We start from the raw sequence: 13200 nt of genomic DNA, 5'->3' as shown, positions 1-13200 counted from the left end.
GTGGCTATTGTGGTTCTTCAAGGGCCCGACACAGCGAGCGGCCCAGTGCCACGGTGAAACAGGCGCCACCCAGCTCGCTCTCTTCGAGGGTAATGGTCCCCCCATGCTCGCGGCAGAGCCGACCGACCAACGCCAGGCCGATACCTCGATGCTTGCCCGGCTTGGTGGAGAAGCCCTCTTCAAAAATCGCTTCCACGTGCTCGGGCGGCACCCCGGGCCCATTGTCTTCTGCCTCGACCAGCAGTTGTTCGCCCAGGTCGGTGAAGAAGAGCCTCACCCGCGGTTCCGCCTCGTTGCGCCGGTCGCTTTGCAGCGCCGCGTGGCAGGCATTGTCGAGCAGGTTGCCGATGACCGTCATCAGCACTTCCTGGCCCGTCGTGGTCAGGGGCGCCGCCAGTGAGCTCTGGTCATCGATCTCCAGGCTGACGCCCAGCTCGCGGGCCCGGGTCAACTTGCCGAGCAGCGTACCGCTGATCACCGGATCGCCGACGTGCTTCATCAGGAACGTCATCTGGGCCTGTTGCCGCTCGCTCTCCTGATGGATCAACGCCAGGGCTTCGTCGATACGACCGAGCTGAAGCAGGCCCGAGATGGTGTAGAGCTTGTTGGAGAACTCGTGGGCCTGGGCACGCAACATGTCCACGTCCCGGCTTGCCGCGTTCAGGGCATTGGAAAGCTCGACGATCTCGCGGCGACTGCGAAACGTCGCCACCGCTCCCTCGATCTCCCCTTCGTGATTGACCGGCACCCGGTTGACCACGACCGGGTGGTCGCCCAGCCACATGTCCTGGTCGAACTGCTGCTCGCCACGTTCCAGCACCTCCAGCAGGCGGGAGTTGGGCACGATGTCCTGGATCGGCTGGCCCAGCACTTCATGGGCCGGCGGCAGCCCCAGGAAACGCCGCGCCTGCTGGTTGACCAGCGTGATCTGGCCGTCTCGATTCACCGCCAGTATCCCCTCATGGATCGACTGCAGGATGGCCTCCTTCTCCATCGCCAGCCGCGCGATCTCATAGGGCTCGAGCCCCAGGATGACCTTCTTGAGGTGCCGCGAGAGACCGTAGGCCCCGGCGAAGCCAAGCAGGATCATCAGCCCCACCAGCCACCACCCCAGGCTGGTGTGCTCTCCGACGTCCAGGGCGACCCGATCGAGCATGAAGCCCACCGACACGATGCCGACGATGTTGCCGTCACCATCGAACACCGGCGTCTTGCCGCGCACGGCATCGCCCAGCGAGCCTGTCGCCTCGGAAACATAGGATTCGCCGTGCAGCAATGCCCGGTCGTTGTCGCCGCCCACCATCGGCTTGCCGAGACGCTCGGGCAACGGGTGGGAATAGCGCAGGCTGTCGGTGTTGCCCACGACGACGTAGCGAGCGCCGGTCTCCCGGCGGATGCGTTCGGCAATGGGCTGAATGGTAGCCATGGGGTCGGGCGCATCGAACGCCGCGATCAGTTCCGGGATACTGGCCACGCTCAGCGCTACCGCCAGGGCACGCTGGCCCATCTGGTCACTGATGATCTCGGCCTTGCGATGGTTGAGGTAGGCCCCCTGGGCCAGCAGCATGGCAGCCAGGAGCACGCCCACCAGCAGCATCACCTGCAGGCGGAAACTGCCTTTCAGCCATCCACGACGATGTCGAGGCGGCTTCAGGCGCTGTATTTCAGCGGCAGAACGGGAATGGCGGGATGCCATGGCATGTCTCACTGGCGACGGTCATGGCATTGTCGCATGGCTGCCAGACAAGGGGCACCGCCCCGCCCGATCCTGCCGATCAGCGCACTGGGGTCAGCCGCACCGGTGCCGTGCCGCTGCGCACCATATCGAGCTCTTCGGCGGCACGCCGGGAAAGATCGATGATCCGACCGCGAACGAAAGGTCCACGATCATTCACGCGCACCACGGCCTCCCGCCCGTTGTCCAGACGCGTGACCCGGACTTCCGTGCCGAAAGGCAGTGTACGGTGCGCGGCGGTAAGCGCCTGCTGGTCGAAACGCTCACCGCTGGCAGTGCGCCTTCCCTGGTAGCGGTCGGCATAGAAGGACGCCTGGCCCTCTTCCCCCTCCCACCCCGCCGGAGCGGTGGCCCGGGCAGTCTGCTGTGTATCCCTGCCGGCGCAACCGGCCAGCAGGCCCACAACGGTCAACAGCAATAATCCACGCAGCAGTACCGCGCCCGAAGGACGCGTGCACAGCCCGGCGGCATGACGAATGCCCATCGATAGTGACTCCCTGATCACGCCCATGCCCTGATCCGATTCGACACTAGCGATAACGCCGGCTACGGGCAAGCCCATCGGAGTCGAGCAATGGGCTTGCGCCACGGGTTCAGCCTGCCAGGGCCTGCCGAAGCCGCGGGCTGGCCAGTTCGCCGATCAGGGTCATGGCGACCAGTACCGCCAGCAGCCACGGCCAGTGAGCGCCGAATTCGACGTGGGCGATACCCAACGCATCGACGAAGATCACCAGGATGCCCAGCGGGCTGACATAGCGAACCATGAACAACCACAACGCATGCCAGCGCGGCGCGAGCCCCAGCTCGCTACGGAAGGTCTCGCTTTTCAGCACGAAGCCGGCCAGCAGCACCATGCCCAGGCCACCCAGGGGCATCATCCAGCGGGAGGTCAGGTAGTCGAGCCAGTCGAAGACGTGTCGACCGGCCAGCGTCCAGTCGGCTCCCAGGTTGAACGACAGCATCGCCAGGGTGCTGATCGACCACAGCACGATCCCCGTGCCCCAGGCAGCCGCACGGCGCGAGAGCCCCTTGTTGTCGCACAGCCAGGAAACCGTTGCCTCCACCATGGAGATGGAAGACGTCAGCGCCGCCATGGAGAGCATCACGAAGAACAGGATGCCGAACAGCGTCCCCATCGGCATGGCCTGGAAGGCCAGCGGCAGACTCATGAAGATCAGCCCCGGCCCTTCGCCCGGATCCATGCCGTTGGCAAAGATGATCGGGAAAATCGCCAGGCCCGCCATCAGCGCCACCAGGGTATCGGCAATCGCCACGCTGAAGGTGGTGCGGGCGATGGAGGTACGCGCCGGCAGGTAGCTGCCATAGGTCAGGATGGCACCGGAAGCCAGCGACAGGGTGAAGAAGGCGTGTCCCAGCGCGACCAGCATACCGTCGCTGGAAAGACTGCCGGCATTGAACGAGAACAGGAAATGCCAGGCCTCCCCGAAGCCACCGGAGAAGACCCCGTAGCCGATCAGCATCAGCAGCATCAGCACCATGCCGGGCATCATCCAGCTGACGCTGCGCTCGATTCCCGCCTGCACCCCCTTGCCCACGATCAGCATGGTCGCAAGGGTCACCAGGGTGCTCCAGAAGCCCAGGTTGAGCGGGTTCTCGTTGTTGGCGACGAAGATGGCCACCATGTCGTCGACACCGGATCCGGCCAGGCTTCCGGTCAGCAACTTCCACAGATAGGAAACCGACCAGCCGGCCACCACCACGTAGAACGAGAGGATCATGAAGCCGCACAGCATGGCCATCCAACCCAGCAATGACCAGGCCGACGAGCGGCCGGATTCCATTACCACCCGGCGCACCGCGTCGACGGGGCTGCCACGTCCACGCCGGCCGAGGGCGATCTCGGTCATCATCACCGGGACGCCGACCGCCAGAATGCAGGCAAGGTAGACCAGCACGAAAGCGCCGCCGCCGTGTTCACCCGTGATGTAGGGGAATTTCCAGATGTTGCCCAGGCCGACCGCCGAACCGGTAGCCGCCAGCACGAAGCCCCAGCGGCCCAGCCACTGAACGCGAGGTTGTTGATCAGTTGTCATGTATCACCAGGGAGAGCGACTTTATCCATCGCACGGTAATATGCCCGGTCTACTCTGGCCACTGCAACGATATTTCTTGTTTGGTTTCGAACAACCAGTCTGAAAGCCTGGCCTTGACGCCGAACGACAGCCCCCGCCTCGAGCGGGGGGCTTCTGGCCGATCAATCGTCCTTGAGTACGCCACGACGGATCTGGTCCTCCTCGATGGATTCGAACAGGGCCTTGAAGTTGCCCTCGCCGAAGCCGTCGTTGCCCTTGCGCTGGATGATCTCGAAGAAGATCGGGCCAATGACCGTTTCGGTGAAGATCTGCAGCAGCACGCCCTGCTCGGGGCCGCCATCGATCAGCAGGCTCAGCTCGCGCAGATCCTCGACGTTTTCCTCATGGTTCGGCACCCGGTCGTCGATCCTCTCGTAATAGGTATCCGGTGTGCTCAGGAAGGTGACGCCATTGGCCTTCAGTGCCTGCACGGTGGCGTAGATATCGTCGGTCGCCATGGCCAGGTGCTGGATGCCCTCGCCGTTGTATTCCCGCAGGAATTCGGCGATCTGGGAGTCGTCGTCGGCCGACTCGTTGATCGGGATGTGCATCTTGCCACAGGGCGCGGTCATCGCCCGGGAGAAGAGACCGGTCTTCTTGCCGGCGATGTCGAAGTAGCGAACCTCGCGGAAGTTGGCAATGCTGGTGTAAAAGTCGGCCCAAACGTCCATCTGCCCACGGTCGACATTGTGCGTCAGGTGGTCGAGCACATCGAGGCCCACGCTGTTGTCCCTGGGCGAACGGCCGGGAATGGATTCGAAGTCGATGTCATAGAGGGTACGGCCTTCGCCATCGACCTTGTGGTCGACGAAGTAGAGCAGCGAGCCACCGATCCCCTTCACTGCGGGAATCCCCGCTTCACCCGGACCGACCGGGTTCTCCATGGGCTCGGCACCATTGGCCACGGCGTAGTCGAAGGCCTGCCTGGCATCGGCTACCTTCCATGCCATGGCACAGGCACAGGGGCCATGCACACGGGCGAATTCGGCGGCGTGGCTTCCCGGCTCGGCGTTGAGCACGAAGTTGACGTTCTCCTGCTGAAACAGGAAAACCTCCTTGGAGCGGTGCTTGCGGGTCTCGGTGAAGCCCATCCGCTTGAACAGCGCACGCAGTTCCTCGATGCCCTGGGCGGTGGGGGCACTGTATTCGACGAACTCGAAGCCATTGGTGCCGACAGGGTTGGATTGGCTGATGGGAGCAACGGTCTTGGCGGGTGCGTTCATGGAGTTCTCCAGGGATGTGTTGCCGTTCTTGTCGTGGGCACTGGCTGGTGTGGGCACGCAAATGGCGCCCCCAGTGCCTTGTGCCCTCAGACTAGTGCCCGCCGAGCATCACGGGAACGCCCTCATGGCTACCCCCGTCTCCCCCCGCTACTCTCAAATGGTCCCCCCGCGTAAAGCCGGCCTTACACGTCGGATAGACCAGAGACGGGCGGCCTCGATGTGGAGAGATTCCCTGACAACGCGTAACGCATGCTTTACACACCATGGACAACCGGCCGCTCACCCGATCGAGAGGAGCCTTGCATGACACGTTTTTCCCTGGAAGGTCAGGTAGCCATGGTCACTGGCTGCAACAAGGGGCTCGGGCATGCCATGGCAGTGGCGCTGGCCGAAGCGGGCGCTGACGTGGTCGGGGTCAACCGTACCCCCGCCACCGAGACACGCGACAGGATCGAGGCCTTGGGCAGGCGATTCTTCGACGTGGATGCGGAACTCGGTCGTGACAGCGCCACGACGATCGTCGAGCGGGCGCTGGCCCGGACCGGCAAACTGGACATCCTGGTCAACAATGCCGGAATGATACGCCGTGCCCCAGCTCTGACGTTCACCGAGGAGGATTGGGATTCGGTGGTCGACGTCAACCTGAAGGCAGCCTTCTTTCTGGCCCGGCAGGTGGCGCGGCATCTGATCGAACGCAAGGCTCCGGGCAGGATCGTCAACATCGCTTCGGTGCTCTCGTTCCAGGGCGGAATCCGCGTGCCCTCTTATACCGCCAGCAAGAGCGGCCTGCTCGGCCTGACCCGGCTGCTTGCCAACGAGTGGGCGGCACATGGCATTACCGTCAATGCCATCGCGCCCGGCTATATGGTGACCGACAACACCCGGGCCCTGCGTGACGACGAAGTCCGCAGCGCCGAGATACTCGCACGCATTCCCGCCGGGCGCTGGGGCAAACCGGAGGATCTCGCCGGTGCCGTGATCTTTCTCTGCTCACCGGCTGCCGGCTACGTCAATGGCCATGCACTGGCAGTCGATGGCGGCTGGTTGGCCCGCTGAGCCCGTCTCGCCGATCGAGCAGGATGAACCCGCAGGCGCTCAATGGTTGTCCCGTGGCTGGCTCCGCCGGGCCACGTCGCGATACCTGGTCGCCGGCGCCAGCGTCATGCCCCGGTCGAGCGGTTCGACCAGGTTCCTCTGGATCTCCTGCCAGGGCGTCTGATGCGCCGGGTAGCGATAGCCACCCGCCGCCTCCAGGCGCTCACGCCGGGCATCGAGTTCGCTGTCGTCGATCAACAGTCGCACTTCGCCACGCTTGAGGTCGATGCGCAGCCGGTCTCCGGTCTCCAGCAGGGCCAGACCGCCGCCGGTGGCGGCTTCCGGCGAGGCGTTGAGGATCGATGGCGAGCCCGACGTGCCCGACTGGCGACCGTCGCCCAGACACGGTAGCGCCTCGATGCCGCGTCGGATCAAGGCTTCGGGGGGTTGCATATTGACCACTTCGGCTCCTCCGGGATGGCCCACGGGCCCGGCACCGCGCATCACCAGTATGGTGCGCTCGTCGATGGCCAGATCAGGGTCGTCGATCCTGGCGTGATAGTCTTCGGAACCGTCGAATACCACCACCCGACCCTGGAAGGCGTCGAGGTCTGCCGGGTCGGCCAGAAAACGCTGGCGAAACTCGCGCGAGATCACGCTGGTCTTCATCAGTGCCGACTCGAAGAGATTCCCCTTGAGGTTGATAAACCCCGCATGCTCCACCAGCGGCTTGGCATAGCGGCGGATCACGTCGGTATCCAGGGTCTCCTGCCCCGCGATGCTCTTGGCCATGGTGCGGCCATTGACCGTCAGGGCGTCGCCATGGAACCGCCCTGCCCCCAGAAGTTCATGAACCACCGCCGGCACTCCGCCAGCCCGGTAGAACTCCTCGCACAGGTAGGCGCCTGCCGGCATGACATTGGCCAATAGCGGAATCTCGTGGCCCAGGCGCTGCCAGTCGTCATTGGTCAGTTCGACACCGGCATGACGGGCGATGGCGTTGACGTGAATCGGAGCATTGGAGGAACCGCCCAGTGCCGAGCATACCGTGACCGCATTTTCGAACGCTTCACGGGTCAGTATCTCCAGCGGACGCAGGTCTTCCCATACCATCCCGACGATACGCTCACCGGTCTGATAGGCGACGAGCGAGCGCTCCTTGTAAGGCGCTGGAATCAGCGACGAACCCGGCAGACTCATGCCCAGCACCTCGGCCATGGCGTTCATGGTCGAAGCGGTACCCATGGTATTGCAGTGGCCTATCGATGGCGCCGAGTCGGTGGTCCGTGCAAGGAACTCGGCATAGTCGATGTCCCCCGCGGCCAAGCGCTTGCGCAGCTCCCAGATGATGGTGCCCGAGCCGACGCGCTCATGACCCCGCCAGCCGTTCAACATCGGCCCACCCGACAGCACGATGGCCGGGATATTCACCGTGGCCGCCGCCATCAGTGCCGCCGGTGTGGTCTTGTCGCAGCCCGTGGTCAACACCACCCCATCCAGCGGATAGCCGTGTAGTACCTCCACCAGGCCCAGATAGGCCAGGTTGCGGTCCAGGGCCGCGGTGGGGCGACGGGCGTTCTCATGGATTGGGTGCATGGGAAACTCGAAGGGCACGCCGCCCATGGCGCGAATGCCATCCTTGACCCGCTTGATCAGTTCGATGTGATGCCGGTTGCAGGGGGTCAGGTCGGAGCCCGACTGGCAGACCCCGATGATCGGCCTTCCGTCGGCCAGTTCTTCCAGCGTGATGCCGTAATTCATGTAGCGCTCCAGGCACAGCGCCGTGGTGCCCGGGTGTTCGGGATTGTCGAACCACCAGCGCGAACGCAGCTGATCGGGAGTCATCCGTTGTCGTTGTTTCATGGGGCAAGTCCTGACGGCTCGAGGCAGCCGTGGAGAGGCGGCGAGAAATGGCGCGGGGTTGTATGATGACATGATAGGTAGCACGCTTATGCCGCTACATCAACTTTCACGCCCCGGCCAGACTCCCTGGCCTCCCCGGAAGAACAGGAGCCCCCTCATGACTCTGGAAGGCAAATCATTGATCGGACAACAGACTGTTTCCGGTAAGGCAGGCAAGATTCGTGGTATCGATCCCGCCACCGGCGAGCCGCTGGAACCGGCATACGCCGGAGCCGGCCAGGCCGAGGTCGAGCTGGCCTGCGAGCTGGCATGGGCCGCTTTCGATAGCTACCGGGAAACAGCGCTGGAGGCGCGGGCGGCCTTCCTCGAAACCATCGCCAGCGAGATCGAAGCCACTGGCGAGTCGCTGATTCAGCGCGCCATGGCGGAGACTGGCCTGCCCCAGGCCCGCATCGAGGGTGAGCGCGGCCGTACCTGCGGCCAGCTGCGCCTTTTCGCCAGCGTGGTGCGGGCCGGTGAGTGGCTGGACGTCCGCATCGACCCGGCCCTTCCAGAGCGTCAGCCGATGCCCCGAGTCGACCTGCGCCAGCGTCATATCGCCCTGGGTCCGGTCGCCGTTTTCGGCGCCAGCAATTTCCCGCTGGCCTTCTCGGTGGCCGGCGGCGACACCGCTTCCGCCCTGGCCGCCGGCTGCCCGGTGGTGGTCAAGGCCCACTCGGCACACCCCGGCACCTCCGAACAGGTGGGACGCGCGGTGCAGGCCGCCGTCGCCAAGTGTCAGCTGCCCGAGGGTGTCTTCTCGCTGTTGTTCGGTGCGGGTAACGAGATCGGACAGGCACTGGTCTCCGATGCGCGCATCAAGGCGGTGGGCTTCACCGGCTCGCGGCGCGGCGGCACGGCGCTGATGACGACCGCCCGGATGCGCCCCGAACCGATCCCGGTCTACGCCGAAATGAGTAGCATCAATCCGGTGTTCCTGCTGCCCCGGGCCCTGGAGGCCCGAGGCCAGGCCCTCGCGGAAGGCTTCGTCGGCTCGCTCAACATGGGCGCGGGTCAATTCTGCACCAACCCGGGCCTGGTGGTCGGAGTGAAGGGACCGCACCTGGACACCTTCGTCGAGGCCGCGGGCAAGGCCGTGGCAGCCAGCGCCGCCCAGGTCATGCTGACCCCCGGTATCCACAGCGCCTACGAGAATGGCATCGGTGCGCTATCGGCACACGCCAGGGTACGTGAAGTGGCTCGTGGTCAGGTGGGAGAGACGCCCAACCGGTGCCAGTCGGGCCTGTTCGTCACGAGTGCCACCGACTTCCTCGCCGAACCCGTGCTGCAGGAGGAGGTCTTCGGCTCCACCTCGCTGGTGATCGAATGTACCGATAGCGATGAGATGCACCGGGTCGCTGAACGGCTGGAAGGACAGCTCACCGTCACCTTGCAGCTTGACGATGGCGACATCGAGGCGGCCAGAGCCCTGCTTCCCACGCTGGAGCGCCGTGCAGGACGGGTGCTCGTCAACGGCTGGCCCACCGGGGTCGAGGTGTGCCACGCCATGGTCCACGGCGGGCCCTTTCCGGCGACATCGGATTCTCGCACCACATCGGTGGGAAGCGCCGCCATCCAGCGCTTCCTGCGCCCGGTGTGCTACCAGAACCTGCCCCAAGGCCTTTTGCCCGAGGCGCTGCGAGATGACAATCCGCTGGGTATCAGCCGGCTCATGGATGGAAAGCGCGACGCCTGAACGGCAGTCGCGAACGACATGAGGGCGGCCTGTGTTGGCAACTGCGATGAACTCCGCCATACTTGAATGGCTATCAGGCTAGTATCCTATCATACCAGCAAGCCGGGCCATCCGTGTCGAATCGGACGTGACGAACAAGGTCTTGCTTGCCAGCGACCGGCGGCCGGTCATGGAAACGCCATGCGATTACACAACAAGAAGGCGCTGATTACCGCCGCCGGCCAGGGCATCGGCCGTGCGACCGCCCTGCGTTTCGCCGCGGAAGGGGCGTCGGTGATCGCCACCGATATCGATGCCGACAAACTGTTCGAACTGGATGGCGTGAAAGGCATCGAGATACGACGGCTCGACGTGCTCGATGCCGATGCCGTGAGCGCGCTGGCAGATGCCTTGCCTCCACTGGACGTCCTGTTCAACTGCGCCGGCCATGTGGCCAGTGGGGCGCTGCTGGCGTGCGACGAGGCTGACTGGGAGTTCTCGCTCGCCATGAATGTCACCGCCATGTACCGGGTGATCCGTGCCGTATTGCCCGGCATGCTCCCCAATGGCGGCAGCATCATCAACATGGCCTCGGTGGCCTCCAGTCTAAAGGGCGTGCCCAACCGCTTTGCCTACGGCACCTCCAAGGCCGCGGTGATCGGCCTGACCAAGTCGGTCGCGGCCGATTACATCGGCCAGGGTATCCGCTGCAACGCCATCTGCCCCGGCACCGTCGAATCCCCTTCGTTGCGCCAGCGCATCCAGGACCAGGCAAGATTGCAGCAGCGCGAGGAGCGAGACGTCTACGCCGAGTTCATCGCCCGCCAGCCGCTGGGTCGACTGGGCACCCCGGAGGAGATCGCCGCGCTGGCCACCTATCTGGCCGCCGACGAATCCGGCTATACCACCGGTACGGTACAGATCATCGACGGAGGCTGGCTCAACTGATGACGTCCTGCGCTGGAGCCGACCCCCACCCTTCGCGCACGACCGACAAGACCAAGGAGTCCTTACGACATGAAATTGCTGCGCTTCGGCCCCCAGGGCCAAGAGAAACCCGGCCTGCTGGACGATGAGGGAGTGATTCGCGACCTGTCGGCTCACGTGACCGATATCGACGGCCGGCACCTCGGCCTCGACACGCTCATTACCCTGGCGAACCTCGACGTTTCACGTCTGCCCGCCGTTCCCTCCGAGACACGCCTCGGCCCCTGCGTCGGCCGTGTCGGCAAGTTCATCTGTATCGGGCTCAACTACTCCGACCATGCTGCCGAAACCGGTGCCCAGGTGCCCCCGGAGCCGGTGGTCTTCAGCAAGTGGACCAGCGCCATCTGCGGCCCCGACGATGATGTGATCCTCCCCCGGGATTCGCAGAAGACCGACTGGGAAGTGGAACTGGGCGTGGTGATCGGCAAGGGCGGCCGTTATATCGACGAGGCCGAGGCCATGGAGCATGTCGCCGGCTACTGCGTGATCAACGATGTCTCCGAACGCGAGTTCCAGCTCGAACGCAGCGGCACCTGGGACAAGGGCAAGGGCTGCGACACCTTCGGCCCCATGGGGCCCTGGCTGGTCACCCCGGACGAGGTGCCCGATCCCCACCGGCTCGACATGTGGCTGGAAGTGGACGGTCACCGCTACCAGGACGGCAACACTCGCACCATGGTCTACCGGGTCCCCTTCCTGATCAGCTACCTGAGCCGTTTCATGAGCCTGCAGCCTGGCGACGTGATCTCCACCGGTACCCCGCCGGGGGTCGGCATGGGGCAGCAACCGCCGGTCTACCTCAAGCCCGGCCAGCGCATGCGCCTGGGTATCGAAGGTCTCGGGGAGCAGCACCAGACCGTTATCACCGACCCGCCGCACTGAATCGGAGCCCAAGCCATGAGCCAGAACATTGCCAGTGACACTGGCCACCTGGAGAGCCTTCGCGTCCATGCCGCCGACAACGTGCGCGTGGCCCTGAAGGACCTGCCCGCCGGCAGCGAGATCGACGACAATGGCCAACGCTTCATGCTTGCCGAGGCCATCCATCACAAGCACAAGTTCACCCTCGAGGCCCTTCAACCCGGCGACACCGTGATCATGTACGGCGTCACCGTGGGCCGCGCCACCCGGCCGATTGCCCGGGGAGCGGCCATCACCACCGGGAATACCGAGCACAGCACCGCCACCACCGCTCCCCAGGCCCGGCGCGGCAACTGGCAGGCACCGGATGTCTCGTGGTTTCGGAACGCCACCTTCGATGGCTACCACCGCCCGGACGGCCGGGTGGGCACCGCCAACGTGTGGCTGGTGGTGCCGCTGGTATTCTGTGAGAACCGTAATATCGAGGTGCTTCGCCAGAGCGTGGCCGATGCCCTTGGGGAAGACCCGTATCGCGACTACAAACGCATGGCCCGCGAACTACTGAACGGCGCCTCGGCAACGGAAGATCCCATACCGACCCGCGAAAGGCTGTTCCCCAATGTCGACGGCGTGCGCTTTCTCACCCATACCCTGGGCTGCGGCGGCACCGATGACGACGCCCAGGCGCTCTGCCGACTGCTCGCGGGCTATATCTGCCACCCCAACGTGGCCGGCGCCACGGTGCTGAGCCTGGGCTGCCAGAAGGCGCAGATCGAAATGCTCCGCCGTGCGGTGGCCAAGCGGGACCCTCGTGGCCTGCGCCCGGTGCACTACCTGGAACAGCAGGCCAGCACCAGCGAGGAGGCGCTGATTCGCGAGGCGTTGATCACCATCTTCGACGGCCTGGCCGAGGCCAACCGGGTAGAGCGCACGCCGGCCCCGCTCTCGGCGCTCACGATCGGCGTGGAGTGTGGTGGCTCCGACGGCTTTTCCGGCCTCTCCGCCAACCCGCTGGTCGGGGCGGTGATCGACCGACTGGTGGCGCTGGGCGGCAGCGGAATCCTCAGCGAATTCCCGGAACTGTGTGGCGTGGAGCACGAACTGATCGCCCGCTGCACCGACGATGCGGTGGCCGAGCGGTTCCGGACACTGATGACGGCCTACCAGAATCACGCCGCCAGGGTCGGAGCCGACTTCTCGATGAATCCCTCGCCGGGAAACATCCGCGACGGACTGATCACCGACGCCATGAAGTCCGCCGGCGCGGCCAAGAAAGGGGGAGACAGCCCAATCGTCGACGTGCTCGATTATACCGAGCCTCACGTCCGCAAGGGTTTGAACCTCCTCTGCACCCCGGGCAACGACGTGGAATCGACCACCGCCCTGGCAGGCTCCGGTGCCAATCTGATCCTGTTCACCACAGGGCTCGGCACACCCACCGGCAACCCGGTCGCCCCGGTACTGAAGATCGCCAGCAACAGCGAGCTGGCACAGCGTATGAGCGATGTCATCGACTTCGACGCCGGTCCGATCATTCGCGGCGAGGCATGGATCGACGAGATGGCCGACCGACTCCTGGAAATGTGCATCGACACGGCGTCGGGGCGCCATCCACCCCGTGCGGTCAGCCTGGCCCAGTACGACTTCATACCCTGGAAACGCGGTGTCTCGCTGTGAATCGCCGATGCC

General features: G+C 64.9%; 10 protein-coding genes. 5 read left to right on the top strand and 5 right to left on the bottom strand.

What is annotated here, in order from left to right; genetic code table 11:
* Positions 1-4 precede the first annotated feature (4 nt).
* From C1H69_RS20525 to hppD, 4 genes are all read right to left on the bottom strand, one after another.
* On the bottom strand, positions 5-1696 hold the full coding sequence (locus C1H69_RS20525) for an ATP-binding protein (protein ID WP_102655252.1): 1692 nt from the start codon (positions 1694-1696) through the stop codon (positions 5-7).
* 79 nt (positions 1697-1775) lie between these two features.
* Entirely contained in the window at positions 1776-2138 is a 363-nt protein-coding gene (locus C1H69_RS20520) for a septal ring lytic transglycosylase RlpA family protein (RefSeq protein WP_422666918.1), read from the bottom strand.
* A 190-nt stretch (positions 2139-2328) separates the two neighbouring features.
* On the bottom strand, positions 2329-3789 hold the full coding sequence (locus tag C1H69_RS20515; protein ID WP_102655250.1) for a sodium-dependent transporter: 1461 nt from the start codon (positions 3787-3789) through the stop codon (positions 2329-2331).
* A 161-nt stretch (positions 3790-3950) separates the two neighbouring features.
* Complete coding sequence (gene hppD, locus C1H69_RS20510; RefSeq protein ID WP_102655249.1) at positions 3951-5051, bottom strand: 4-hydroxyphenylpyruvate dioxygenase; 1101 nt, start codon at positions 5049-5051, stop codon at positions 3951-3953.
* Positions 5052-5354: 303 nt separating this feature from the next.
* Here hppD and kduD point away from each other — a divergent pair, with 303 nt between their 5' ends.
* Entirely contained in the window at positions 5355-6107 is a 753-nt protein-coding gene (kduD, locus tag C1H69_RS20505; RefSeq protein ID WP_102655248.1) for a 2-dehydro-3-deoxy-D-gluconate 5-dehydrogenase KduD, read from the top strand.
* A 39-nt stretch (positions 6108-6146) separates the two neighbouring features.
* Here the strand turns inward: kduD and C1H69_RS20500 are convergent, their stop codons facing one another.
* Complete coding sequence (locus C1H69_RS20500) at positions 6147-7949, bottom strand: IlvD/Edd family dehydratase (protein ID WP_102655247.1); 1803 nt, start codon at positions 7947-7949, stop codon at positions 6147-6149.
* A gap of 157 nt (positions 7950-8106) precedes the next feature.
* On the opposite strand from C1H69_RS20500, the gene C1H69_RS20495 reads away from it, so the two are divergent.
* The 4 genes from C1H69_RS20495 to C1H69_RS20480 all read left to right on the top strand — a co-directional run bounded on the left by C1H69_RS20495 (position 8107) and on the right by C1H69_RS20480 (position 13188).
* A complete protein-coding gene (locus tag C1H69_RS20495; RefSeq protein ID WP_102655246.1) occupies positions 8107-9684 on the top strand; it encodes an aldehyde dehydrogenase (NADP(+)) in 1578 nt (525 codons plus the stop codon).
* A 180-nt stretch (positions 9685-9864) separates the two neighbouring features.
* Complete coding sequence (locus C1H69_RS20490) at positions 9865-10611, top strand: SDR family oxidoreductase (RefSeq protein WP_102655245.1); 747 nt, start codon at positions 9865-9867, stop codon at positions 10609-10611.
* 69 nt (positions 10612-10680) lie between these two features.
* Positions 10681-11532: a fumarylacetoacetate hydrolase family protein gene (locus tag C1H69_RS20485; protein WP_102655244.1), complete on the top strand. Its 852-nt coding sequence runs from the start codon at positions 10681-10683 to the stop codon at positions 11530-11532.
* A 15-nt stretch (positions 11533-11547) separates the two neighbouring features.
* Complete coding sequence (locus C1H69_RS20480; RefSeq protein ID WP_102655243.1) at positions 11548-13188, top strand: UxaA family hydrolase; 1641 nt, start codon at positions 11548-11550, stop codon at positions 13186-13188.
* Positions 13189-13200 lie beyond the last annotated feature (12 nt).

Source organism: Billgrantia endophytica (genome assembly GCF_002879615.1).
Taxonomy (GTDB): domain Bacteria; phylum Pseudomonadota; class Gammaproteobacteria; order Pseudomonadales; family Halomonadaceae; genus Halomonas; species Halomonas endophytica.
This window is presented reverse-complemented; position numbering and strand designations above follow the sequence as displayed.

Bases quoted from the DNA above. Each gene is read 5' to 3' on its own strand.
- C1H69_RS20525 (WP_102655252.1), bottom strand. From the start codon at position 1,696: ATGGCATCCCGCCATTCCCGTTCTGCCGCTGAAATACAGCGCCTGAAG.
- C1H69_RS20515 (WP_102655250.1), bottom strand. From the start codon at position 3,789: ATGACAACTGATCAACAACCTCGCGTTCAGTGGCTGGGCCGCTGGGGC.
- hppD (WP_102655249.1), bottom strand. From the start codon at position 5,051: ATGAACGCACCCGCCAAGACCGTTGCTCCCATCAGCCAATCCAACCCT.
- kduD (WP_102655248.1), top strand. From the start codon at position 5,355: ATGACACGTTTTTCCCTGGAAGGTCAGGTAGCCATGGTCACTGGCTGC.
- C1H69_RS20500 (WP_102655247.1), bottom strand. From the start codon at position 7,949: ATGAAACAACGACAACGGATGACTCCCGATCAGCTGCGTTCGCGCTGG.
- C1H69_RS20495 (WP_102655246.1), top strand. From the start codon at position 8,107: ATGACTCTGGAAGGCAAATCATTGATCGGACAACAGACTGTTTCCGGT.
- C1H69_RS20490 (WP_102655245.1), top strand. From the start codon at position 9,865: ATGCGATTACACAACAAGAAGGCGCTGATTACCGCCGCCGGCCAGGGC.
- C1H69_RS20485 (WP_102655244.1), top strand. From the start codon at position 10,681: ATGAAATTGCTGCGCTTCGGCCCCCAGGGCCAAGAGAAACCCGGCCTG.
- C1H69_RS20480 (WP_102655243.1), top strand. From the start codon at position 11,548: ATGAGCCAGAACATTGCCAGTGACACTGGCCACCTGGAGAGCCTTCGC.